General features: G+C 46.9%; 21 protein-coding genes. 3 read left to right on the forward strand and 18 right to left on the reverse strand.

The window, feature by feature from the left end:
- Nucleotides 1–212: 212 nt before the first annotated feature.
- From nifK to CFK45_RS03575, 4 genes are all read right to left on the reverse strand, one after another.
- Nucleotides 213–1,784 (reverse strand): nitrogenase molybdenum-iron protein subunit beta, encoded by a 1,572-nt coding sequence (gene nifK, locus CFK45_RS03560; RefSeq protein WP_096085048.1) that lies wholly within the window; start codon nt 1,782–1,784, stop codon nt 213–215.
- Nucleotides 1,785–1,898: 114 nt separating this feature from the next.
- Nucleotides 1,899–3,371: a nitrogenase molybdenum-iron protein alpha chain gene (gene nifD, locus CFK45_RS03565; protein WP_096085049.1), complete on the reverse strand. Its 1,473-nt coding sequence runs from the start codon at nt 3,369–3,371 to the stop codon at nt 1,899–1,901.
- A 140-nt stretch (nt 3,372–3,511) separates the two neighbouring features.
- The gene (gene nifH / locus CFK45_RS03570) at nt 3,512–4,390 is read right to left on the reverse strand and encodes a nitrogenase iron protein (RefSeq protein WP_096085050.1); all 879 of its coding nucleotides are present in this window, start codon (nt 4,388–4,390) and stop codon (nt 3,512–3,514) included.
- Nucleotides 4,391–4,889: 499 nt separating this feature from the next.
- Nucleotides 4,890–5,498: a heavy metal-binding domain-containing protein gene (locus CFK45_RS03575; protein WP_096085051.1), complete on the reverse strand. Its 609-nt coding sequence runs from the start codon at nt 5,496–5,498 to the stop codon at nt 4,890–4,892.
- A 184-nt stretch (nt 5,499–5,682) separates the two neighbouring features.
- On the opposite strand from CFK45_RS03575, the gene CFK45_RS18870 reads away from it, so the two are divergent.
- Nucleotides 5,683–5,964, forward strand: coding sequence for a winged helix-turn-helix transcriptional regulator (locus tag CFK45_RS18870; RefSeq protein WP_414630744.1), 282 nt, complete (start codon nt 5,683–5,685; stop codon nt 5,962–5,964).
- An 82-nt stretch (nt 5,965–6,046) separates the two neighbouring features.
- Here CFK45_RS18870 and CFK45_RS03585 read toward each other — a convergent pair whose 3' ends face one another.
- Nucleotides 6,047–7,510 (reverse strand): RICIN domain-containing protein, encoded by a 1,464-nt coding sequence (locus tag CFK45_RS03585; RefSeq protein WP_096085053.1) that lies wholly within the window; start codon nt 7,508–7,510, stop codon nt 6,047–6,049.
- A gap of 461 nt (nt 7,511–7,971) precedes the next feature.
- Nucleotides 7,972–9,354 carry a hypothetical protein gene (locus CFK45_RS03590; RefSeq protein ID WP_096085054.1) on the reverse strand — a complete coding sequence of 461 codons (1,383 nt, stop codon included), beginning with the start codon at nt 9,352–9,354 and terminating at the stop codon, nt 7,972–7,974.
- A 411-nt stretch (nt 9,355–9,765) separates the two neighbouring features.
- On the opposite strand from CFK45_RS03590, the gene CFK45_RS03595 reads away from it, so the two are divergent.
- Nucleotides 9,766–10,323 carry a GNAT family N-acetyltransferase gene (locus CFK45_RS03595; protein WP_096085055.1) on the forward strand — a complete coding sequence of 186 codons (558 nt, stop codon included), beginning with the start codon at nt 9,766–9,768 and terminating at the stop codon, nt 10,321–10,323.
- A gap of 44 nt (nt 10,324–10,367) precedes the next feature.
- On the opposite strand, the gene CFK45_RS03600 is transcribed toward CFK45_RS03595, so the two are convergent.
- From CFK45_RS03600 to CFK45_RS03615, 4 genes are all read right to left on the reverse strand, one after another.
- Nucleotides 10,368–11,768: a hypothetical protein gene (locus CFK45_RS03600; protein WP_096085056.1), complete on the reverse strand. Its 1,401-nt coding sequence runs from the start codon at nt 11,766–11,768 to the stop codon at nt 10,368–10,370.
- Nucleotides 11,769–11,847: 79 nt separating this feature from the next.
- Complete coding sequence (locus CFK45_RS03605; RefSeq protein WP_096085217.1) at nt 11,848–13,257, reverse strand: methyltransferase family protein; 1,410 nt, start codon at nt 13,255–13,257, stop codon at nt 11,848–11,850.
- A 244-nt stretch (nt 13,258–13,501) separates the two neighbouring features.
- Entirely contained in the window at nt 13,502–14,716 is a 1,215-nt protein-coding gene (locus CFK45_RS03610) for a hypothetical protein (protein ID WP_239923535.1), read from the reverse strand.
- Between the two features lie 285 nt (nt 14,717–15,001).
- Nucleotides 15,002–16,489 (reverse strand): RICIN domain-containing protein, encoded by a 1,488-nt coding sequence (locus tag CFK45_RS03615; RefSeq protein WP_096085057.1) that lies wholly within the window; start codon nt 16,487–16,489, stop codon nt 15,002–15,004.
- 745 nt (nt 16,490–17,234) lie between these two features.
- On the opposite strand from CFK45_RS03615, the gene CFK45_RS03620 reads away from it, so the two are divergent.
- The gene (locus CFK45_RS03620) at nt 17,235–18,152 is read left to right on the forward strand and encodes a hypothetical protein (protein WP_096085058.1); all 918 of its coding nucleotides are present in this window, start codon (nt 17,235–17,237) and stop codon (nt 18,150–18,152) included.
- Nucleotides 18,153–18,263: 111 nt separating this feature from the next.
- Here CFK45_RS03620 and CFK45_RS03625 read toward each other — a convergent pair whose 3' ends face one another.
- Genes CFK45_RS03625 through rsxA form a run of 8 tightly spaced genes read right to left on the reverse strand, consistent with a single transcriptional unit; the run spans nt 18,264 to nt 24,771 of the window.
- A complete protein-coding gene (locus tag CFK45_RS03625; RefSeq protein ID WP_096085059.1) occupies nt 18,264–18,923 on the reverse strand; it encodes a NifB/NifX family molybdenum-iron cluster-binding protein in 660 nt (219 codons plus the stop codon).
- A 52-nt stretch (nt 18,924–18,975) separates the two neighbouring features.
- Entirely contained in the window at nt 18,976–19,242 is a 267-nt protein-coding gene (locus CFK45_RS03630) for an RnfH family protein (RefSeq protein WP_239923537.1), read from the reverse strand.
- Nucleotides 19,243–19,266: 24 nt separating this feature from the next.
- Nucleotides 19,267–20,157, reverse strand: a complete 891-nt coding sequence (locus tag CFK45_RS03635; protein WP_096085060.1) for an electron transport complex subunit E — start codon at nt 20,155–20,157, stop codon at nt 19,267–19,269.
- Between the two features lie 2 nt (nt 20,158–20,159).
- Nucleotides 20,160–20,831, reverse strand: a complete 672-nt coding sequence (rsxG, locus tag CFK45_RS03640) for an electron transport complex subunit RsxG (RefSeq protein WP_096085061.1) — start codon at nt 20,829–20,831, stop codon at nt 20,160–20,162.
- Nucleotides 20,831–21,979 (reverse strand): RnfABCDGE type electron transport complex subunit D, encoded by a 1,149-nt coding sequence (locus CFK45_RS03645; protein ID WP_096085062.1) that lies wholly within the window; start codon nt 21,977–21,979, stop codon nt 20,831–20,833. The genes rsxG and CFK45_RS03645 overlap by 1 nt, the downstream gene beginning before the upstream one ends.
- Nucleotides 21,969–23,591, reverse strand: a complete 1,623-nt coding sequence (rsxC, locus tag CFK45_RS03650; protein ID WP_096085063.1) for an electron transport complex subunit RsxC — start codon at nt 23,589–23,591, stop codon at nt 21,969–21,971. The genes CFK45_RS03645 and rsxC overlap by 11 nt, the downstream gene beginning before the upstream one ends.
- A gap of 5 nt (nt 23,592–23,596) precedes the next feature.
- Entirely contained in the window at nt 23,597–24,175 is a 579-nt protein-coding gene (locus tag CFK45_RS03655; RefSeq protein ID WP_239923538.1) for an RnfABCDGE type electron transport complex subunit B, read from the reverse strand.
- A gap of 14 nt (nt 24,176–24,189) precedes the next feature.
- Nucleotides 24,190–24,771, reverse strand: a complete 582-nt coding sequence (gene rsxA / locus CFK45_RS03660; RefSeq protein ID WP_096085065.1) for an electron transport complex subunit RsxA — start codon at nt 24,769–24,771, stop codon at nt 24,190–24,192.
- Between the last annotated feature and the right edge of the window lie 447 nt (nt 24,772–25,218).

Here is a 25,218-nt window from a genome sequence, read left to right on the forward strand (position 1 = left end):
CTCCGGTGAAACGATGCACTTAGAGGAAACAGGCTTAGGCCCCCAAAACACAGGCGGTCGACTTGCGTTTGATTTCAGGGTTAAGGGGCATCTGTGCCCCAGGCTTTCGGCCCCAGCTTTAACACCAGTTGCATCAAAAAATTTAACGTTTGCTTAAATAAGCTTCTATATCTTTTTTTAAGTCAAATACAAAACAACTGCAGATATAGAAGCTAGCGAACTAAGTCATGGTTAAAATCGGTTTCGCCCATTAGACGAGTTTCGTCATCCAGGCGCTCCAGCACCGCATTCACTAATGTTGTTAGAATCTGCATGCCGCCCTCGTAAGCAAGAGTAGTTTGTCTGTGCAGGTGATGGCGATCAAAAATAGGGAAGCCCAGGCGTATTAGCGGTACTTCAAATTGCTTACCTTTGTGCAATGTATCGCGCTGAATAAACTTTCCGTAGCTATTGCCGATCATAAAATCTGGTTTGTTAGTAAATACCAGTGAGCGCAAGTGCCACAGATCTTTGCCAACATGAACCTCAGAGTTCTGCCCATACGGCGATTCTGCCAGTAGTGCTTCCATAGCCTTTTTCCAGCGCTTGTTGGCATTCTGACAAAGGATAATTGATGGCTCCGCGCCGAGCTCCATCAAGAACTTACTTAAACCCATTACAAAATCAGGGTCACCCCACAGAGCATATTTTTTCCCGTGCAACCACGAATGTGAATCCGTCATCATATCGACAAGGCGGCCGCGCTCTTTGGCCAATTCAGCGGGAATATCTTTGCCAGATATCTCACTGACTTTCATCAAAAAGTCGTCGGTCCACTCCAGCCCCATCGGAATATTGATGGCCGGTGCCTGGTGTTTCCAGGTGTTCTTGACAAACTTGCTGGTTTTATTCAGCTGCCAGCGCTGCAGTAACAGGGTATCTTTAGCATTGGGCGCATCTTTGATCTCATCCTGAGTTGTACCGCCATCGTACATGCGATACTCACCGTCGGCAGGCGTATCCAGCACCTCACTTGGATCACAAAGCAGTGTTGCATCAACCCCCATGTCAGCCATCATGCGTTTAAGTACACGATAATTGCCCAAATAGGTCTCAAAACCCGGTACTAGATTAATTTTTCCGTTCTTGCCAACTTCCTTATCGTCCATTGCGTTAAGGGTAAAATAACGCGCCATACCTTCAAACATATTATCCCAACCGGTGATATGGCTGCCGACAAAGCTTGGCGTGTGCGCAAATGGTGTCGGCAAATCTTCGGGAATATAAGCTTCGTTTTTAGCGTTGGCGATAAACGCGTTTAAATCATCGCCAATCACTTCGGCCATACAGGTAGTCGATACTGCAATCATGTCGGGTTTGTAAATTTCATTGCAGTTTTGCAAACCGTCTTTAATATTTTGTTGGCCACCAAAAACAGCAGCATCTTCAGTCATCGAGTCCGACACACACGCAACAGGCTCTTTGAAGTGGCGATTAAAGTAAGTTCGAAAATAAGCCACGCAACCTTGAGATCCGTGCACATACGGCATAGTTTTTTCAAAACCTAGAGAACAAAGCACCGCACCCAGCGGCTGGCACGCCTTGGCGGGGTTAATGGTTAGCGCTTCGCGCTGAAAATTCAGCTCTTTGTACTCTTCCGAGGTTGTCCACTGGAACACCTCGTCAATTTTTTCTTGAGACCACGGCTCTTCAAAGTTATCGCGCTTTTTAGCCAGCATTTCTTGATAGTCATCATCGAGAAACAGAGGGTAACTTTGTTTGATGTCTTCGACTTGTTGACTCATAACAATACTCCTTCCGCGCCCTAGAACAGGCTTGCGGTTATGCCCTTAAGTCCAACTATTAGCCGCACACTAAGGGCGAATTTAAACATTTTTTACTGCGTAATCACTGGCGGTTTAGGCCGCTTTACTCTCCTGTTGTGGCACTTTCAACCACGGTGCCTGGAGCTTGTCCCAACAGGGGTTGTTTAAGGTCATGTCCATATCCTTGGCGAAAATGGCAAAACCATCAAAACCGTGATAAGGGCCGGAATAGTCCCAGCTGTGCATCTGCCTAAATGGAATGCCCATTTTTTGGAAAATGTATTTCTCTTTGACACCGGAACCAATTAGGTCTGGTTTCACACGCTTGACAAACTCTTCAAATTCATAGCCAGTGACGTCGTCATAAAGTAAGGTTGCATTGTCGACTTCTTTAATGGTGCGATCATAGTCATCGGCATGACCAAATTCATAACCGGTACCGACCACCTGCATGCCAAGATCTTCATATGCTCCGATCACATGGCGAGGGCGCAAACCGCCGACATAAAGCATGACTTTTTTGCCTTCGAGGCGGGGTTTATATTTATCGATAACGGCTTGCCACTCGGGTGAATATTTAGCAATAACCTCTTCACACTTGGCTTTAATACTGTCATCAAAATGCGAAGCGATTTCGCGCAGCGATTCAATCGTCTTAGTCGGGCCAAAGAAGTTGTACTCCATCCACGGAATACCGTACTTTTCTTCCATGTGCCGAGAAACATAGTTCATTGATCGGTAACAGTGCACAAGGTTGAGCTTCACCTTCTGTGTCAGTTCCATTTCTGTCAGTGTGCCATCGCCGGACCACTGCGCAACAACACGCAGGCCCATCTCTTCGAGTAAAATACGTGAAGACCAAGCATCTCCGCCGATGTTATAGTCGCCGATAATGGCAACATCGTAATCGCCAGCGGCAAAACTCTGATCATCATCGCGCGCGCCAATCACCCAGTCGCGCAAGGCATCGTTGGCAATATGGTGGCCAAGCGACTGCGACACACCGCGAAAACCTTCACAGCGCACAGGTACAACCGTTTTTCCGTGCTCTTTTTGTTTGGCCTTAGACACCGCTTCGATATCGTCGCCAATCAAACCGATCGGGCACTCCGATTGCACACTAATACCCTTGTTTAACGGGAACAGCGTTTCAATTTCATCAATTAATTTTTCAAGCTTTTTGTCACCGCCGAAAACAATGTCTTTCTCTTGAAAATCTGAGGTAAAGTTCATTGTGCCAAAGGCGTTGACACCAGTAGTACCGACGTAATAGTTCCGCCGGCCGGCACGCGAGTACTGGCCACAGCCAACCGGGCCATGGCTAATATGTGCCATGTCTTTAATTGGCCCCCAGACAACCCCTTTTGAACCCGCGTACGCACAGCCTCGCTGAGTCATAACACCCGGTAGCGATTTTTTGTTGCTGACGATGCACTTTTTACTTTGCTCTATTTCTTGATCGTTTACGCTAAGGTGTTTCGCACGATCTTTTTTCGCTTTTTCTGGATAAACCTCCAGAACTTCCGATATGAGGGCTTCAACCTCTTCGTGTGTTAAATCTGACATATGTCTCTCCTGCATTTCTAAGATCGGGTACTAGGTATTTTCTACACCTACCTAAGCAGCTTATTCACTGTCCCCCCGCAACCAGGTGAGCCGCGCGTTAAACAACTAACAGCGCTGCCCAGTCAGGATGTACTGCTAAATTAGGCCCCAAGCTCAGCGGCCGTTTTGCCGATAATGCTTTCATCTTCTTCTTCGAGAATACCGAACTGCATAAGTAATTCTTCGAGCTCATCCATTGATGCCGGTGTTGGCACAACAAACTTTTGGTTGGCAATGATTTTCTGAGCTAAGGCACGGTATTCGTCAGCTTGGCGAGCATTCGGGTCGTACTCGATCACCGTCATTCGACGAATTTCCGCTCGCTGCACAACATTGTCACGCGGAATAAAATGAATCATCTGCGTACCCAAGCGCTCGGCTAATGCAACAATCAGCTCATCTTCGCGGTCGGTATTACGGCTGTTACAGATAAGCCCCGCCAAGCGTACACCGCCGGAGTTGGCATACTTAACGATGCCTTTAGAAATATTGTTAGCCGCGTACATCGCCATCATTTCACCGGAAACAACAATGTAGATTTCCTGAGCTTTGTTCTCGCGAATAGGCATCGCAAAACCACCGCAGACCACATCACCTAGTACATCGTAAAAAACAAAATCGATGTCTTCTTCGTAGGCGCCTTCTTCTTCAAGAAAGTTAATCGCGGTAATAACACCACGCCCTGCGCAGCCAACGCCGGGCTCAGGCCCGCCCGATTCGACACAGCGCACATCACCAAAACCGGTTTTTAATACATCTTCGAGCTCCAGATCTTCAACTGTACCCGCCTCTGCCGCCATTTCCATAATGGTGTTCTGGGCTTTGGCGTGCAAAATTAAGCGCGTTGAATCAGCCTTGGGGTCACAGCCAACAATCATGACTTTCTTACCGGCTTCCGCAAGCGCGGCAACCAAGTTCTGAGTTGTTGTTGATTTACCAATTCCGCCTTTACCGTAAATCGCACATTGACGCATAGCCATTTGAATTCCTCCTGGGTCTCTAACGTCTTTGCTTAATGCCCGCAGTTTGTACGAGCGCACACTAGAGTTAGAGCAGGCTTTGTGCCAGCGGCCACCATCCGACGTACGCCATTGATTTATATATACTTTTTCAATTGAAGAATAAAACTGATACAGAACATTTGTGCGACAAGAGGTCTAGCAGCATGTCTCGTTGACAACAAAACGACAACAACAACTATTTATTTACATGACAAAAGCGAGCTAAGGCACAGCTAAAAAATTAAGGCCTTAAGCCGAGAGATTAAAGCCCTTAGCTAGCAATAGCCCTTAGCTGAGAGCTCTAAAGTCTTTAGCTAGCAATTCAGCCCCTGGCTGAAAGCCAAGAGTTTTTAGCGCAGAAACAATCAAAAAATAAAAAGGGGTGTGGAGAAAAGAGGAGGGAAAGGGGAAAAGAAAACAAAGCGCGTATCTGCGTAAGCTAAAGCAGCTTTTAGCTTACGCAATGCTCGTAGAAGGCCTAACGGCTGATAGCAACGGCGCTGCCAACGGCAGAAAAGCGCACCCGAGGCTCTCCCTTGTAGGAAACTTCATTGTGCTTTACCGCAACTTTAACAACGGCGTTTGCACCGAGCGCGTGCGCCTCTTTTCTCAGTGATAAAAGCACATTTTTTTGTGCAACTTTTAACAGGCTTTGTTTATTCTGCTGCGGCGACTTGGCCAGCATTTTCTCGAGAGAAAACATCAGCTCAGCTTTTACATCACCAAAGTTACCGGTAATTTCAAAGTCCCCAGACTCTTTGGCGGTGAGTACAACAGACTTATAGGCATCGCCGTCTTGCGAGCCCTGTTTATCGACACTCGCCGCTTCAGTACTTGTTTTAGGCGCATCGGCACTTGTTTTAGGCGCATCGGCAACCGCGCCCTGCACAGCAGTAACAGCCTGCACAGAAGACGACACTTGGGCTCGAGCTGGCTGCTTGTGCACTGCGGCTGCGCCCTGCAACGCCTTGCCACTGCTCGTCAAACTAGGGTCTTGCAACTCGCCACACCACGGGCACATATTGGGCTTGCGGTACACGCCACCATTCATGGGTTTGTGGCAGCTTACGCAGGTTTTATTCAACATTCAGGCTTCCTTTTGAATACAGCTAAAGAGGTCAGAAGCGCCATTATAGTACTTTAGTTGCAGCAATTGGAGAAAAAATGTACAAAAATTATAAGATCGCCAGAGTAAAGTCCCCCAGAAGCCTACACAACATGGGCGCAAGCCGGTCAACGTAAAGCTGCTTAACGCAGCCGGCCTGCTCAAACTGAGCCGCCAGCTATATGTACAAGCTGGCGAGCCGCATGTTGCGTCGACAAACACTGTAAACTGCCGAAAACAAGCCAGAAAGCTGGAGCGCGAGGGCACTGTAAAAAGAACCGTTTATCCTTTGGTAGCACCCAAAGTTGAATACAACACCACGGATTATGGAAAAACGCTGGCGCCGATCTTAGAGGCGATATGTGCCTGGGGAACAAAACTGCAAACGGCACCAGAACAAAGAGTAAAGATTAATAAGGCCGGCATTACCACAACACTGTTCACTTAATGATGTAACGAGATGGTAGGAGCGAAGCTTACACTTAAGTGAACAACATTGCGGCATTACCGGCCTTGAGCATCAATGATGATTATTCAAACTTAAACTGCTGATCGGCATTGTTGTTACATGTCCACTGGATCAGTTTTGCGCCGTTGTTTTTCGACGAAGCATTAATCGCAACACACTTTCCGCTGTTGCGGTTTTTCATCTGAAACCAGCCATTGCCTTTATCGACGAGCTGAAACTGGAAGAGGTTATTAGCAAAACAATCCCACTGAATTAGCTCGGCACCATTTGAATTCGAACCGCCAGCCACACCGACACACTTATTGTGTTTGCTGTTAATTTCATACCAGCCACCACCTTTAGACACAAAACGGAAATCTTGGTTAGTATTGCTGGCACTGCAACCCCACTGGTGAATAGCGGTACCGTTTGCCGATGAACCGGCTGCAAGGTCAACACAGCGGTTGCTGTTTTTGTTGCGCAACTCCGTTATGCCGCCGGGAACCGAAACTGAACCTCCGCCATTGTCCCCACCACCATTGTCCCCACCACCATTGTCTCCGCCGCCGTTATCACCGCCTCCTGAACCGCTGGCAACGGGCTTGTATACACGCACCCAATCGAGCCAATAAATATTTTTATTATTGGCATCGCTCAACTCTACTGCGGTAGGAATATCGCCATTGTCAGTGCGCCAAGACTGCTGCTCCATGTTAATAATTACGTGCATCGGCTTACTAAGGCCAGTACCTTTGGTGTAATTGTATTTATCAATTACATTAAAGTTTGCCGTCTTGTTGATCACCGAGCCATTTTCATCTAAATAGGAGTAGGAGTTACTGCTCAGCGTTCGTACCCAGCGACCGTTGATGTAATACTCAAGGTGCCACGGGCTCTTCCAGTACACACCTATTCTGAAAAATTCACCGCGCCAGGTATCGCGCCCGCTTTCCCAGTACCAGGTACCCGATACGCCCTCTTCATCACGCGGTTGATAATCCAAAAACGGAGTAAAACTGTGGTCTAAGGCGTGGTGACTTAAATGAATACGCTGATCAAACCACTCTTGCCCCGCTCGACTGCTTGGGTAGGTTTCAAGAATATCAATCTCTTCATTCGAATCGGCACTTAGCATCCAAAAATTGTTGGCCGTGGTTAAATCAGATAAGCGCACACGGGCCTCTAAATACACCGGGTATTGCACTGTTGATTTGGAGGTAATCCCCCCCATATAGATCTTGTTGCTATTGGGTTTTTGGTGAGCTTGAATGGCCAGCAAATCGCCATTCGACCACACATGCCCGGCATTCCATTCCGTTAAAGACGGGCCTGTCCAGGCGTTAACAAAACCCTCTTTCCAGCGACTGGTAAACTGAGAAGGGCGATTACCTGCGGTAGAGTTGTAGTTAAAATCGTCAGACAACGACTGCAGTTGCCAGGTGTTGCCAGCGCCTGCATTTGCCGGCACGGGGTAACTATCCCATTCGGCAGCTTGAGCTTGTATAGCAATACTTGAGACAAACAGAGCAAATAAAGATTTTTTCATCTTGTACTTTCCTCAATATTTATTTTTATTATTTCGAATAAAAGTTGTTATCGGGGCCAAAGATTGGCACCAAAAACAATCCATGATGATTATTAGCACGGAGAATACATCGCGGGAAAAAGCGAAACAGCCTACTGCTTAAAAACTCGAAGGTCTTTAGAACAGCCAGATTGGCTAAGAACCAGCCTCAAGGTATATTACGCATACATAAAAGACTATCATATTGCTGACAGGCAATATCAGCAATATGCTTTTGTGATAAATTAACAATAATCTTTTAAATCCCGAATCGGGTTTTGGGTAAAAATAATCACTTAATACAAACAGGCAGCACTTATAGTTTGTAAATTAATTTTTTTGATTAATAAACTTGGCAATTTGCCTTATAAACCACCCTAAAACATCGAACGTTACTGCGCCGATAAAACCCTGTTACTTTCAGTAATATTTACAGTCAACAATTAGTTAAGCTCTTGCTGTATTTTTTTCTCGATAATCTGTTTTTGTTCAGCGCTTAAGCGATCTAGCGAATACAGGGCGGCCATCGCAGCTTGTGGATTAAAACTCGCCCACTGCAGTAAGGCTCCCTCTGCGTAAATTGCACGCAGGTAATCATCACTTAAAGACCCGGCAAGCGCTAAGCTTTGCTCGGGATTTTTTTGTAGCTGCGCATTGATTCCAGCAAGGCTAGCTTGGTCACGCATAGATCCTTCTGGCAAACTCTGCAGCCAGCGCTCATAATCATCAACACTGCTATCAACCATGCCACTAGCCGCATGCTCTATAACTTGCAGCTTTAGCTTGTGAGGGAATTCATCTAAACGCTCGGTTAACAACTGCGGAGATTGCCGCGATAAGCTCGCCACAGCGGCGCTAAGAATTTCAGGCTCGTGAAGCAGCTCCGGCTGCGTTAACAAATAATCGAGCGCGGCTTCTGGAATATCTCGCTCTGCCCAGGCATCCAAAATTGTCGCCATGGCCCCCGTTCGCAGCTGCTTTGGTAGTTGTTCAGCCCAATCTAGCGCACTGTAAACATCCTCTTTAAATAAGCTCTCTGCCAAAATTGGCGCAAGCTGCTGTTTTTGGCCATTTGTTAGGCTGCCCCACTCTGCAACTGCGCGCATCGGTTCGTGCTGGATTAATTGCTGAAACAGACCTAGCTGCATATCGCGGCGGCTGATGCTCTGCGGTTGTTGCGCAAGCCAATCATAGGCGGTTTGTATATCTTGCTTGGCCCACATTTCAATAACCGTTGTGCGAACCAGATCCCGACCGTCATCGTCAATGCTCTCTAACACTTCAAGAGCCTTTGACGGTGAAGTTTTAGCTGCGCCTTGGAAAAAGGCGTGGACCAGATAGGCGTATTGACTGTGCGCACTGTTTTTATTTAGCCACGCAATAAAGGCTTCATCAAAGTTGGAACCCGCTATAAATGCAATCGTTTGCAACAACTCGTACCGCTGTTTACTTAAAGAAAAATTTAACGCGTCTATTGGGTTTTGCTGTGCCCACTCAGCAATAGATAGTTTTAGCCTTTCAGCTTGTAGAAAATCATCATCGCGTATCAGCAATTGCTTGACATGCTTCTCAGTCGATACCGGCTTCTGCTTGCCAGAGCCTTCTTCTAACGTGATAACTTTAGTGTTCTGCAAAGCGTGCGTGTCATCAGCGCGGAGGCTAACTGCCAGCTCGCTTGAATATTGTTGACTACTTAGTGCACTTACATACATAAGTTTGTGCGTAGCAAAACCGGCGAAAAACGCCAGTAATACACAAAGAAGAATAAGCAATACGGTACGATGTGAAAAAATAAGCTCAGCATCAGCTTGATATTTAATACCCATAACTTGTTATTCTCGTTTTTGAGGCCACCTAAGCGCACTGCAGATCTTCAGTAGAAGCGCTTACCGGCCATATTTATTCTTATACGAGTATGAGCTTGCCAAAATCTATCCGTGAAAGCAAAACTTAAAATCACAACCTATTAGCTAAACAACGACAGATTTAAGGCATGTAAAGTTAGCTAATTTTTCAACACCAAAAGAGGATCGCCGTGCTATTGATTACGGGCTTGGGTTAAGGGCTTGGGTTAAGGGCGTGGGCTTAAGGCTTGGACTACAAACTATGTTTGAGTTTCACCGGGCAAGCGGGCATATTTAATGCTTGTTAAGCAGCACGACCTTATCCTGCGCCACTGGCCTTAATGGGGCATTTGGCACATATAACCTTCAGTAAAACAGATTGGCCATCGCACAATGATATTACGACTTGCCACCGCAAACGATGCCGATAACATCGCAGCCATACACAGCCGCAGCTGGAAAGAGAACTATCAAAACGCACTCAGTGCAGAATATCTAGCGACTGGCGCCACCAAAGAACGCCAGCAGCTCTGGCGAACGCGGCTGCACACGCCCGAGGCGAATCAACGCGTTATTGTTGCTGATAACGGCCGGCAGCTTTGTGCTTTTGTTTGTATGTATTTATCTGCCCACCAGCACTGGGGCTCTTATATAGATAATTTACACGTGCTGCGCACCCATCATAGGCAAGGCCTGGGCAGAGCCCTACTTGGTGAAGCCGCGCGCATCAGCTATCAACAACAGGCCAAACAGGGCATGTATTTACTGGTCAACCAGGACAACCAAAAGGCCCAGGCATTTTATAAAAAGCTTGGTGCAAACAAGGCCGAATCTGCGATATGGCATGCGCCCGACGGAAGCGCCGTGCCAACCTATTATTTTGTATGGCACGATTTACACCGTCTGTTAAATCATGCTAGCGGGGATAAAATCAAAGGCCTTGCAGAATAAGCCCGAATAAGCAGCGCTTCAAAATCAGTCCCGCGCGGGGAAGCTTAGGGCAGCTCGGCAAGTATTTTATGTTTTTGCTGCTCACTTAGCACCTCGCTAAACTCGATAGCCGCTCTGGCTAAGCTCGGTTCTGAATTGGCCCACGACTGTGCCGCCTCACTTAAATAGCGCTGCCGGTCTTGCGCGGAAATAATATTTTCTGCGTACTTAAACGCCAGATCGGGCCGGGTGCGAACGTTAGCGCTGATAGCCGGAAGACTCGCAGCTTCTCGTTGCGCACCGATAGGTAAGCTCTGATACCACACCTCAAATTCCTCAACGCGGCCACTGTGCATAAGCGCACTGGATATCTGTTGCACAACGGTTTGTTTGTGTTTGTCATTAAAATCCGGCAACCTTGCAACCAGCACTTGATAGTCCAAGCTTGCCACACTGCTTACGGCGGCCAGTAACACATCGTTATTGTCTTGCAGCTTTTCATCTGCAAGCACATAGTCAAGCGCCAACTCCGGCAAACCCTCTGCGGCCCAAGAGTGCATTAAGCTCGACAAAGCCGCTGCGCGCTCATCTTCAGATAGTGTTTCAGCCCAATCAATCGCATCGTAGATATCTATCTGCGCTAAGACTTCGGCGGTTTGCGCTACCAACTGGTTTTTGTCATCACCTGAATTCAACTGCGCCACCATCGCAGCGGCCTGCTCTGGCTCTTTTTTGATATAGTGTTTTAGCGCCCGCAGCCGCAACTCTTTGGTTAAAGTACTATTTTCACGCCCCTGCAACCACTCAAAAACATCGCCGACGTCTTTTGTCGCCCACGCATCCACCACCGCCAAGACAAGTTCGGCTTGCTTATTGCCAGAATAATTTTTTTCAAGAAATAACAGTGCTTCTTTGGGGGCTTTATCTGCGTAAGCGTGGTAATACGACTGGGCCCAATAATCGTGTTTAACGTGCTGCTGGTTCCGGTGCAGCCACTGCTGTAATTCCGGGTTTTTTGTTTGCCCTGCAACCGCCATTAACACGGGCATCAGCTGTTGTTTTTTATCTTCACTTAGGCCTTGTATATACTCAAATACCTCAAGCGGTGCCTGCAAAGCCCACTTCGCAACAGCAATATTAAGCTGCGACAAGTTCAGTACATTTTCAGATGAGCGGGCCAAGGTTTCCACGGCGTTGCGATACGGGTCAGCACTGAGTCCATTTTCATCTGCGCTGAGCACATGTGTGGTTTGTTCAGGCGTAGCAACGAGTTCATCAGCAATACGCAGGGCTTTGATTTCACTGTGATTATATTGCTCTTTCACCATGGCCGCTTCTGTGTAGCCTCGATATGCTTCATTAGCCGAGAAAAAAACTGCGTGACAGATAAACCCCATAATAAAAGCGACCGATATCGACAAAAGATAAGCGGGAGTAATGTAATTATAGCTCTGTATAGTTTTCATTTATTTACCAACACATGGTAGTTGTTTCACTAGCGTTGTTAATTTCCAGGCTTTAATACCACGGATCAATCTAAGCGTGTTACAAAAACCCAGGAATAAACCGATATTTCACACGCTGGCAGTAGCTTCGATATGCCGGGTCCGCCTGCAAATGGCGCTCTTCCGTCAACGCTCGCCAATAGTACAACCAGGACATAAGCAGTAGGCCCAAACACTGCAATAGAGCCGGAATAACTTCATAACTAATGGCGCTGTACAAAAGTGCCGGAAACATCAAAAACCACCACGCAAAATTCTTGCTGGCATAGGCTGGGTGGCGAATATAGGCATAGGGGCCTGAACGAATGATGCCCCTGTTTGTTAAGTTTGAAAAACGCACACCAAAACACAGGGTCGACAACATATATAAAAGATAACTAAGTAACATCAGCACTAAAAAAACACTGATAAGCCACTGCTGCTCAAACAAATACATTAACTGCCTCTCCGAGGGCGGCGAAAAATACAATCCCAATTCGCGCTGAAACGGCGGATAACAAAGCAGGCAAACCAACCAGCCAAGCGCTGTTGCTTCGGTTGACAGTGTTTGATTATCTACCCATCGAGATGAGACGATGTATCCACACCAAGCTAAGGCAACATCAATAGAAAATATAAACGAAATTGATATGTTATAGAGATCGGAGTTAAAGTTTGAGTGGCTGTAGTTAGCAGACTGCTCGGCCTGCCAGAAATCGCCCCAAAAAACACCGGACAAATAGCCAACATTGTTAATAAAATGAGGAAACTGATCAAAGAAAAACACCGTCATTAACGGTGCAAAAAACACCTTTACAAGAATAGACAGTGTCAGCTTCTTATCGTTGTTAGTTAAGTTTAAGCCTGATGGCGAGAGCGATAACAAATTTTTTAGCGGGGTATAGATTAAACGCAACATATACCAGCCGTAATCCATACGATCACTTTTAATACTGTATTTAAAAGCCCGGGTTATTAATACATACGGGAAACCAGCGTAAAGATAAGCACTGTAACATAGCTCTACAAAACGAAACCACGGCTGGTAATAAAGCGCTTGATTCTGAAAACCATATTCGCCTGCATAGCGATAAAACGCATAAATAATGGTCAGCAACAGTAAGCCAGAAAAATACAGTACCAGAGACTCCAGTACAAAATAGAAATATGAGCGCTTGCGTAACTTAGGATGTAATTTAAAAAACTTTATGCCACGAGATCGATGCCAATAATTGAGGCGAGTGAACTCAATAATCAGCATCGATAGGCAAACCGCAAGCAAAGCGAAAATAAGGCCGTCTGTGCGAGTAACGCAGATACGCCAAGCTCCGAGGTACAAACCCTTATCCAGCACAGAAGCACTGTGATAATACACCGCAAGGGCAACAACAGCGAAAGCGCCACCGAGGCCACTAAGCCAGGCACCATCAGTAACCCAGCGCTGATCATAGGCCCCCATGCTACTCTTCATTAAAGGCTCGCTTGTACCCCGGGCTTTTTCGTTTGTCATTGCTCACACAAAATTACATTGTCGTCAACTTTACATCCATACAAAACGATACATAAAGATGCGAATCTTGGCATCGAAACAGTGTCGAAACAGCATTGAAGCAGCAATAAATCAGCAGCGATTAATTGTTGCCAGAAAGCCGTCTCGCGCCTTTACGCACTTTATCTACCGCTTTGTACGAGAATGGCAAACCTGCCTTTCGCGATTAAAGGTAGGCGTTAAAGAAACCGTTCACCCCGCCAGATTGGGATTCAAAACCAAAAATCCACATCATCTCAACGGTATCTGAAAAGTCCATGCCACCGTTTTTAATTTTATCGTTGTCCCAGTTCACACCCATCCAGCGCAGTGCTGCAGCGCGCGCCTCAATCCAGACCGGACCAACCTGATTGTCAGACGTCGCACGAGCCCAGTATGAAGAACTTTTAGTGGTTAAGCCCGGGGTACCATTGCCCGATGAGTTACCATCTGAGATCTTTTTGTAATCAGTGTTATTGCGCACATAAGTTAAGTCCGCCGCTGTCGTTTTGTCTTCATTCCACTGGCTGTGTTGAACAACATGAATGCGCGCCCGGCTATTAATTCCCGGCATCTGCGCCTTAATTTGACGAACCACATCGGCAGTGAAGTCCGACTGCCCCGCTTCTGCCACCCAAATATCTCCACCGGCATTGATTGCATTACGCGCTTTGGCTACGGCCTGATTCACAGCATTACTGTAGTTGTCGTGAGCACTGGCCCAGCGATTGCCGAAGGCCAAATTAAACAGATGATTTTCTTTAAGGAAGCTTCCCCCCTGCCAACCGTAAGCACCGGCCGTGCAGTGAATTTGTACACCTGAAAAACGCGAGTCACTCAACATAGTTGCCAAGCCAGCCACAGCGTGTAGATCATCTTCATCGGGTTTGCCATCGTAGTTGCACAACAGTAGATCCTTAGCTTTATCAAAACGACCAAGCATACCTACCCCGCCACCCGAAGAGCTTGATGAGCTACTTGACGATGAACTGGAGCTGCTCGAACTACTCGATGACTGCTCACAGGGGCTGCTTCCGCACATACAAACACTATTGTTGCTTGCACTGTTTTTACAGTCAGTCGCCTGGTTGCCGAAGCTGGTTTTACACTGAGCAGTAGTATTGCACTGATCAATGCTGCCACCGGAGCTGCTTGAGGAGCTAGATGAACTGGAGCTAGAGCTTGAAGACGAGGAACTAGAGGACGAAGCACCAAGAGCGTCACAGCGGCTCGATCCACACATGCATACGCTGTTATTACTGCGGCTATCAAAACAGTCATTGGCTTGATTGCCGTAAACAGATTTGCACTGGGCAGTGGTATTACACTGATCCTGACTGAGTGCAGTAGCGGAAAGAAAAGATAAAGTAACTACGGTTATTACTGAGATAACGTATTTCATTATTATAAACCCGAACTTAAATGATTAATCCCTATGAGCGCAACTTGGACGCCATTTAATCTGCAGCGCACTCAAGTTCCAAAATGCCCGTGACAACAGGGGCCAGCCGACCAACAAACCAACAAAACAGATCTGTAGGCCAGTTTTTAGCACAACCGAAACTCAAGCCTGCGTTGCCAGGCTTATCTATAAGAACTTCGATTTAACAAGTTCCGGTTGCACTAAAACTGATATAGTGATCTTCGATATTATTGAAATTAAGCAATAGCGGCAGTGAAAACTCAGCTAGTTAATAATCCACTGCTGATTGCCGTTATTATTATCAGATGACCACAGATAGACATTCTGAGCGGATGCGCCGCCGTGATTGCCGTCGATGGAATAACTGCCGGCATTGCGCTTTTCTAAGCGGAATTTATTGTTGCCGAGGGATACTTTTTTCCAGTGTTGATTAAAGTTATTCTCACCACAGCTCCACAGATAAATATTGGCTAGGTTTGCGCCGCCATTACCTCCGTCGATACAGTGGTTACTATTTCTCTTTTTATAGGAAAAATAGCCGTTGCCGCGGTTGATCTCCTGGAACTGCTGATTTTGATTGTTGGCGCTATAGGGCCACAGCGCTATGTTCTGGCCATTTTCTGCACCGGCACCTCCGTCCAAGGCGTAGTAACTGCTATTGGCCTTTTTCAGACTTACAAAATTTACACTACCGCCTGATGAAGAGCTTGATGAGGAATTCGAAGAAGAGCTTGACGAAGAGCTACTTGACGACTGCTCACAGGCACTGCTGCCACACATACAAACACTGCTGGCACTAGCGCTATTTTTGCAGTCGTTCGCCTGGTTGCCATAAATTGTTTTACACTGCGCAGTGGTATCACACTGATCGAGCAAAGCGCCTGAACTGCTTGACGAGCTACTCGAAGAGCTTGAAGAACTCGACGAGCTACTGCTCGAGCCCGAGTCAACAAGCTCATAGGTCTTAATAAAATCAAAATATGAAGTATTGATGCTGCCGTTGTTAAGATCTGCCACCGTAGGTAAGCCCGGCCCCCAGGTAAAAGGCTCCATATCAAAAAATACATACATGTTATCGTTAAAGTTTGCCTTTGGCTTAACCCGACCGACCTCGGCCCCATCGCGATAAAATATCACCGTTTGAGCGTCTTTCCACCATACACCATAGGTATAATATTTATCGGCGTTCCGCGCTTTTCCCGGGTTGGTGTAGTGCCCTGGAGTTACCTCATCGGTTGCCCAATTGTTGGTGAAATAGTGCGTATTGCTCATCATTGTGTAATCCAGATAACGCCAGCGATCATTTTTCACAGTGCCGTAGTTCTCAATAACATCAATTTCACTATAGGTTGGCTCCTGCATCCAAAACGCTGTCACCGCAGATAAATTGGCAATCTTAACTTTTGCTTCCGAATACATGCCTTTTTTAAATGCTTTGCTCTTAGAGCTAACGACAGATGCCCAGATCCAATTTCCCTGCTGGTTTGCGTTGCGAACTGTCATTGCCAAGGCCAGCTTACCATCGACAACGGAAACGTTATCACTGTTGTACTGGCTGGGCTGACGACCATTCCAGTAAGGATGCTTTTTTTGCCATTTATTATTATCAAAATAGTTAAAGTCATCTGTCAGAGCATCAACACTCTGCCAACTTTTACCCGAAGGCGCCTGCGGAAGCGCCAAAACAAGCGAAGACAACAACTGAACAACAAAAAGTACGGAAACAGTAGGGACAAAAAACAAAGCTTTCATTAGAAACGCTCCTTGCACATTTATTATCTACACGCATCTAAACATCAAAACCTCAGAAAAACTGAAGAAGATATTGGCCGTGCATTCATATAGAAATTATTTTAGCCAGCACACATTACCAACTTTAAAAACATCCTCGGCGCCAATGTATACTTTGCAAGGCAAGCCGTGATCAAAATCACATATTTTCCGACAGACGTTCAAACAAACAAATAAAACAGAAACAAAGTTAGTATTTTTAAACAGCTAACTACTAATTAATAAGCTAGCTAAAAATTCAATTAATACAGCCAAGCTCAATCAAGCTGCGAAAAACCATAAATTGAAATAGATAACCAATATTTATATTCAAAATTGAAATTAGAAAACTCGAATTAGCGAATTACCGAAAAAACATTATTTCCATCTATAAAAATACTAATCGCGGCATGAAGCGAGGAAGGTTTTATCAAACTGATAAAACAGAACTTAGACATCGGCTTATTATTGATGTGAGTCAAGGCTTGCACTTTGGAAGCTTACCGTTGGTCCAAAATCATTTTTCAGGATATTTTTAGTCATCAAGATTAACAGCGCTCGCTATTTTCACCACCGAAGCCAAATAGCTGCTGCCCCCAACGGTTCTCCTGGCTCGAGCCTCTTCTCGACATAGGTAGTTGCAGCAAAACTTGCAACGTTTTCAGGCCCGCTAGCACAAGTTATACTGGCACCTCAGGCAACAACGCGTAAATAAGTAAGGACTTACATGCCGGACGCCAAGGACCACACTAGTATCAGCGAGCGCCTCACTGCGGAAGACATAGTGATTATTGTCGCTATCGTATTGACCCTGCTGATGACACCACTGTTAACCGCGCTGTGGTTCCTCGAAAAACCCATTCTGATTCCGCCGCCGGTTATTTCGGTGTTCCTCGGCATCGCCGTATCCGCGCTGCTCTATCGATTTTTGGGCGGTATCGACAAAGCATCGTTCACACTGGGGGCGCTGAAAGTCACAGGTAGTGCCGCCATCTTGATTGGCTTGTCCTGGTGGTTAAACGGCGAGCTTGAAAAATACCTGCCCCAACCGAGCCCGGCCTACCCCAAATTTAACCTCAGCAGCGACGTCAACCCAAACGCCGAAAGCTGGTATGCCGTCGACACGGATACAGGAAGACCGGTGCACCTGGAGTTTAAAAGCCATCAGCAAGCGCACCCGGCGCCGAGTGAAGCACAGCTTAATGCGCTGAGAAAAAGCAGGCACCTGAGTTTGACGGAGCAAAAAGGCAGCCTGCTTGTTGTATCCAAAGACAGCCAGCGCATTGTCGGCCAGTTGGCGAACGAAGAAATTTCCAAGCTCGGCTACCACAATGGCGTTGATATTAAGCTCAAGCCCTATCGGGTAGAAAGCTTTGGGGCAACACAGGAGATCGACTTCAGCGTGCACTTACCGTTTACCGTAAGTACCAACGGCTTCTCCGAAAACTACACGCGCTTTAGCATCAAATCAAAGCTCGATGGGCGCACCCTGCTCGAGGATGCCATCTTATTGCGCGGCGCAAAAATATTTAAACACAGCGATAAATACTACTTAATTAGTGTAATTCAGCTCAATCACGCACCGGAAGATGTAGAGCCTTACGCTAAGTTTTACATCGCCGAGATAAGTATTGACTATGTCTAATGCTTTTACATATCCCGAGCAAAGCGCAGCCCATATATTAATAAGCCCAGCGCCAAACAAGTTGAACAACAGAAGTATCATTCAAACCTGACGAGATATAGCAATATAGGTTTAAGCCGTTCGCTCCGCGCGGCACTTTAACTGCTTTTCTAACCAGGGCGGTGCACCATCTAATAACACTTGCTGTAGTTCACCAATCAAGTACTCGGCCTTCTGCTGTGCCGCTTTTTTAATTGGGTGCACACCCGCCCGTATCAAGCTCGCAGCGGCAGGGCCACCAATCGACAACACATAGACTAATTGGCAGTCGGATATTAAGTTTGCACGTAACAAGCTATGATCAACGCCCCTGCCTGATGGCACCGGTCTAAGCTCAAGTAGCTGGCTTTGCACGTGATTTAATTCATACACAAGAAACCGTGAGCACGAACCAAAGTGGGCATCTAGCTTGTCGCCACTATTTGATGCAATGGCAATACGCAAACTCTCTTTAGGCGATGCAGTATTCTCTTGCACAGGCGCAATATCGCTACTACTTTCACGTTTCAACACCGCAACAAGCCCCGCCAGGGTGCTTTGACTTAGAGTATCGGCGCGCTCAAACCTAAGCTCGGTTAGCGCTTTTTTTAAATCAGCGGCACTAATAGATGGTAATTTTTCATCTAAGGCCTCTCCGCCCCATAAAAACAAGGCCTGCATCAGGCTCTTCACATCAACCAACGCTGTCTCTTTGGCTGCCATTGCAATGGCAAATGCCGTACTTCTATGCATACTATACTCCGATAAACTTGTGTAATTTAGATATCAATAACTCGCTCTAACACTAATCGCAGTCGTCTTTTTCGTCGCTATCGTTATCAACAACACGAGTTATCTTCCGGTAGATTTCTACACGGTCGCCTTCACGCACAATTTGATTTAATGATACCGACCTTCCGAAAATACCCACCTTTGTTGTACTTAGGTCTAGATTTTTCTTCATCGCCAACAAACCACTTTTATCAATAAGCTCAGCAACGGAAGTTTCAGGCTCACAATTTGTTTTTAGAACAACAGGGTTGCTGGCGGCGTAGACTAAAGTAATCTGCACAAGCTTGCTCCTTAACAATCTCTTTTAGTTGATGTGCACCAGGGCTTGATCTTCGCTCAGATCACTGTTGCGATTTCGCTCAACACAATCATCAATCAGGCGCTTTAAAGCAATTAGCAAACCGAGCACAATAAAACCACCCGGAGGTAAAATAGAAAGTAACAAACCGGAATCAAAGTCAAACAGCTTTAGTTCCAGCCAGCTAAAACTGGAACCCAACAACAACGATGCGTGAGCAAATAAAGTCCCACTACCGAGTATTTCTCGTACACCACCGAGCACAACCAGAGCCCAGGTAAAACCTAAACCCATGCCCAAAGCATCTACCAGCGCAGCCAGCGGTGGCTGCTTCATCGCAAATGATTCGGTGCGGCCTAAAATTGCACAGTTGGTAACAATTAGCGCAATAAACAAACCCAACACTTTATAGAGCTCGTGCATATAGGCGTTAAAGATTAGGTCAACCAAAGTCACGGTGCCGGCAATAATGGCGATCATTATTGGGTTGCGAATTTGTTCAGGGATAAAGTTTCTTAGCGTCGATACCAAAACATTTGCCACAACCAATACCAACATTGTTGCCAATCCCATGCCCAGACCATTGCTTGCCGATGTTGTCACAGCCATTACCGGGCAAAGACCAAGTAGCTGCACCAAAGCAATATTGTTTTGCCACAAACCCAGATTAAAATAGTCTCTAAACTTGCCCGCTTCGATATTTTTTGTTCCTGGGCACTGCTGGCAGGGCGAATCAATCTGGTTTTTATCTTGCTCGGCATGCTCATTTTGGAGTGGATCTCTAATGCCGCCAGCCGCAGTTCTCGCGCCTTCAAGCCCAGTGCTCTCAACCCAGCTCTCCTCCTGATCAGCGCGCCCAGATCCAGCATCACCTTTAACAGACGTTTTTTCAGACATATTTAATGCCCCTCACTATTAGCTAAGTGACTCACTTTATTTTTTGTCTCTAGCTGCATTAATAGATCGTGTTTATTTCGCGCATAGAACTCCAGCGCTTGTTTCACAACATTCACTACGGCTCTTGGCGTGATGGTCGCCCCGGTAAACTGATCAAATTTACCACCATCTTTTTTTACCGCCCATTGATCATTACTCGTACGTTCAAGTGACTCACCATTAAAGCTCAGTATCCAGTCGCTTTTTTCAATTTCAATTTTATCGGCAAGGCCAGGTGTCTCTTTATGGCTAAGCGTACGCAGGCCAAGTATCTGCCCCTGCCTATCGATAGCAATAAGCAATACCATCTTGCCGCCATAGGCCTGAGTTTCGATTTCAAATACAAAGGCGCTGAGCTCTGCATTTTTGCGAGCAACAAATAACTCCATCAACTGCGGTGACATTGAGCTGTCCGAAATAAAAACGTGCTCATCAAAAGGCTGGTTGTTGTAGAGCTCTGCTGGTAAAACTTGATTTAATAAAAACAAACGATCTTCGATCAAGCGCTGTTTAATGCTATCTGCCGTTAAAAGCTGAACTAAAACAAGCACTACCGTTACCAGTGCACACAAGGTAGCCAGCACCATCGTTTGATAACTTATTTTTTCGCGCAATACGGCAAGATTGGAAGTCATTATTTTTGCCTCTGAAGTTTTTGCGCCAACTCAAATGATGACATTGATGGCAGTGCCTGTTTATTCGGTAGGCGCCCGTACACACGCGGTTTAAAGTAGCGCTCAATCAACGGGTTAAAGGCATTCATAATCAGTACTGAAAACGCCACAGCTTCGGGAAAAGCGCCCCAATTTCTGATAATAAATATAAGCAGTGCGCAGCCAGAACCAAAGACCAGCTTGCCACTGCGACTAGACGGAGAGGTGACAGGGTCGGTAGCAATGAAAAACGCCGCCAGTAACAGCCCACCACTACTTAAGTGCAGCTTCGCGCCGGCAAATGACTGGGCATCAATCAGGTGGGCGATTTCGCTAAACAGCGCTACGCCAGCCAACATAGCGACGGGTATTTCCCAGCTGATAATGCCGCGCCACAATAAGAAAATACCGCCAATCAGCACCATAAGCTCTGAAGTCTCGCCCATGCTTCCCGAGCTAAACCCCATCAACGCACGGCTTAAATCAAACCCCATGGCAACGCTGTTCTCGAAGCTGTTATCGACGCTTTGCAGCGCCTGATCCACCGACAAGCCCATGCCCAGCGACGTTTTTAGCTCCCCCAAAACTGTGGCACCACTGTAAGCATCTATATTTAGCTGCTCGGGGCTAACTGAAGAAAACGTTAAGGCAAGTGCCTGAAAAAAACCTGGGCTGGCCGCATCAGCGAAAGGCATGGGCGCATACCAGCTTGTCATTTGTACGGGAAAGGTAATTAATAAAGCTGTACGCGCCAGCATTGCCGGGTTAAATATATTCTGGCCCAGGCCACCGTAAAGCTGCTTGCCGATAACAATTGCAAAAAAAGAAGCCGTAATGCCAATCCACCACGGTGCCCACGGCGGCAAGGTCAACGCCAATAACCAAGCGCAAACCAGCGCCGATCCGTCGGCAATTTTCTTTATACTGTCACCGCGCATATACAAACAAACGGCTTCAAATATCAACGCGCTGCCACAGCAAACAACAAACAGAAAAATCGCCGGCCAGGAAAAAATATAAAAAGCAAACAAAGTACAGGGCAGTAGCGCCAAACAAAGCTGCATCATTATGCCGGAAACGGAACTACCGTCGTGTGCATAGGGGCCGCAGTGAACTAGGCTAGGATTCATGTGCAAGCTCCTCACGTGTTGTCGCCTCGTTAGTTATTTCTTTTTCTGCTGCAGTTTTTTCGGTAATTACCTTAGCCTCGCCAATCTGCGTAGAGTCTGCTTTAGCTTCTTTAATGCCATTTTCATGTAGAGCTTGCTTTGACCTCGTGCGTGTCTTTTTCTTCGCAGCACGCTTTGCCGCCTTCTCTTCGGCTTTTTGCTGTTTTTCATCAGCTAAACGCTGCTGTTTGGCGAGACTCATGCTCACCGTTAAATTCATTTTTTTAGCAGCGCGATGTTTCTGTGCCTGCTGATCCTTGGCATAACGAAAATACTGCACCAGCGGTAATTGAGATGGGCAAACATACGAACACGAAGCACATAAAATGCAGTCGTTCAGACCGTAATCGGCGGCGGCCTCAAAATTGTCTTGTTTTATCTGGGCGGCAATATCGAGAGGCAACAGCCCCATCGGGCACGCAGATACACAGCGGGCACAGCGTATGCACGCCGAACTCTGTTCGCGCCGAAGTTCGTGTTTGGCCAGCGCCAGCACGCCGGTCGCCCCTTTTATTATCGGCACCTCGGTCGATTGCATCGCGATGCCCATCATCGGCCCACCCAGTAGCAAAACTTCAGCCTTGTCGATAAAACCGCCGCACAAATCAATTAAATCTTGTACCGGCGTGCCGATACGCGCCTCGATATTGCGCGGGCGTTTTATGCAGGCTCCAGCAACTGTAACCACACGTGAAATCAATGGACGCGCGCGAGTCAGGGCTTGGTAAATGGCATAGACAGTACCGACATTGTGCACCAGCACCCCAACTGATGTGCTGCGCGCGCCGGCGGGAACTTCGCGGCCGGTAATTTGCTGAATAAGTTGTTTAGCCGAGCCCATGGGGTAACGCGTTGGCACCACCTCAACTTCAACCATGCCATAGGGCTCGGCCGCCGCTTGCATCGCAGCGATGGCTTCGCGCTTGTTGTCCTCAATGGCAATCACCACCCGAAAAGCTTTGAGGATATGACGAATTAAGCGTGCACCTTCGACGATAGCTTCGGCCTGCTCTCGCATCAGCCTATCGTCACAGCTCAAATACGGTTCGCATTCACTACCATTGACAAGCAGTGTTTTAATTTCGTGTTTTGCCCCTTGCTTTAATTTCACCGCCGCAGGAAAAATAGCGCCGCCCATGCCGACAATGCCGGCATTGGCAACACGATTGGCAAGTGTCATCGCATCTTCGCTGTAGGCATCAGTCAACGCTGCGCCCTCGTCAGCAGGCGCCCACTTATCTTCACCGTCGGTTTCGAGAACGATGGCCGGAGCAGTTAAACCCGAAGGGTGCGCGGCTGCCACCTCACAAATATCGACAATATGGCCGGAGCTTGAAGCGTGCACCGGCGCCGACAAATCCGACGGCGCCAAGGCTAATAACTGCCCTTTAAAGACGTAAGCCCCGCGCTCGACTATTGGCACTGCCGCTTCACCTGCATGCTGCAATAAAGGTAAGTACAGGCGCTTGGGCACTGGTGCCTTAAGAATCTGCAAGGCCGACGATCTGTCTTTGTGGCTGTGTGGGTGCACACCGCCGCGCACCGCCGCTAAATTTAATAAACCTCTAAACATAGGCCTTACTCCAGTGCCGCCGCATGGCTTAATAACTGCGGTTTGGGCCAGGCCCAGTTCTCAAGGCTTAATTTTTCTTCCTTTAAACTAATGCAGTCTTCAGGGCAGCGACTTAAGCAGAGCTTGCAACCGCTGCAGGCCTCTACCAATACCACATGAATTTGTCCGCTCGCGCCGACAATCGCATCCGTCGGACAAGCTTTTAAACATCGGGTACAGCCAACACAGAGCTTTTCATCAATCTGAGCAAGCTGTGGCTTGGCAAGTTCACCTAGCTCACGGGCATCGACACCCATTAACGAAGCTAATTCATCAACCAAGGCACGCCCCCCCGGCGGGCAAAAATTAATACCCACCTCGCCGTCAACTAAGGACTTTGCCGCATCAGCGCAGCCGAGATATCCACACTGACCACACTGACTGCCAGGCAGTAGTGAAACAATTTCTTTTACCAGAGGGCTTTCATCATCGACGCCAAAATACTTCCCCGCCAGCGCTAACAATAAACCGAGTAAAGCGCCGAGCGCAGCGATACACATTACCGATGTCGCGAGCGACAACAACGAGGGCATGGATATCAACATATCTACCTTCTCCCTTAGCCAACCTTGACCAAACCGCTAAAACCGAGAAAGCTCATCGCCAGCAAACCTGCCGACACCAGCGCTATCGGCGCCCCACTCATTGACTTGGGCACATTCGCCAACTGTAAACGCTCACGCATACCAGCAAAAATAACCATCACCAGACAAAAGCCGAGCGCCGAACCAAAACCAAAAACCAAGGCCTGAAAAAAACTTTGCTGTTCACGAACACTGATTAAGGGCACGCCGAGCACAGCACAATTTGTTGTAATAAGCGGCAGATAAATACCTAAGGAGCGATGTAGGGGCGGGCTAAACTTTCGAATTAGGGTTTCGGTAAATTGAACCAGGCTTGCAATAACAAGAATATAAGCAAGCACTCGCAGAAAGCCGATACCGAACTTTTGCAGCACATAGTTTTCTACCAACCAACTACAGGCACAGGCAAAACTCATTACAAAGGTGGTTGCAGCGCTCATACCTGCCGACGTCGAAAGCTTGCCCGATACCCCCATAAAAGGGCACAAACCGAGAAAACGCACCAGAACCACGTTATTTACCAGCACTGCACCAATAAGCAGACTCAAATATTCCACTTTTCGCTCCTGTACTTTCTAGTGATGCAAAGTCAAACTAAAAAACCCTGTATCAAGCGCCACACCTAAACCCTGCGCCCACTTATACCGATTTAGAAGTGCTTTTTATAACTGAAAGTGCAGCAAGTGTGCCAAAGGCCTAAGCCCCCGTGTTTCGCGAAAAAAAACATAAAAGAAATAAAGACAATAAAAATTGCAAGAAAAAAACTTGACCTGCCTTAAATTTTCACAACAAAATAAACGATCACAGTCAAAACTAAACAACTTGTCGCATTGTCGTTTTTGCTACAAAAATATTTTTACTGTTTTTATATTTATGTTGTTTAAACAACATTTTTTTTGATTGTTAGCTTTAATCCAAAGCTCAATCGGGCGCTTTGCTCGCGGCACAGTTATTGCTGTATCTATAACAGCCCCACCCCATAGTGCAACAATGTTCACTTGATG

It is taken from the genome of Agaribacterium haliotis, from assembly GCF_002312815.1.
Lineage (GTDB): Bacteria > Pseudomonadota > Gammaproteobacteria > Pseudomonadales > Cellvibrionaceae > Agaribacterium > Agaribacterium haliotis.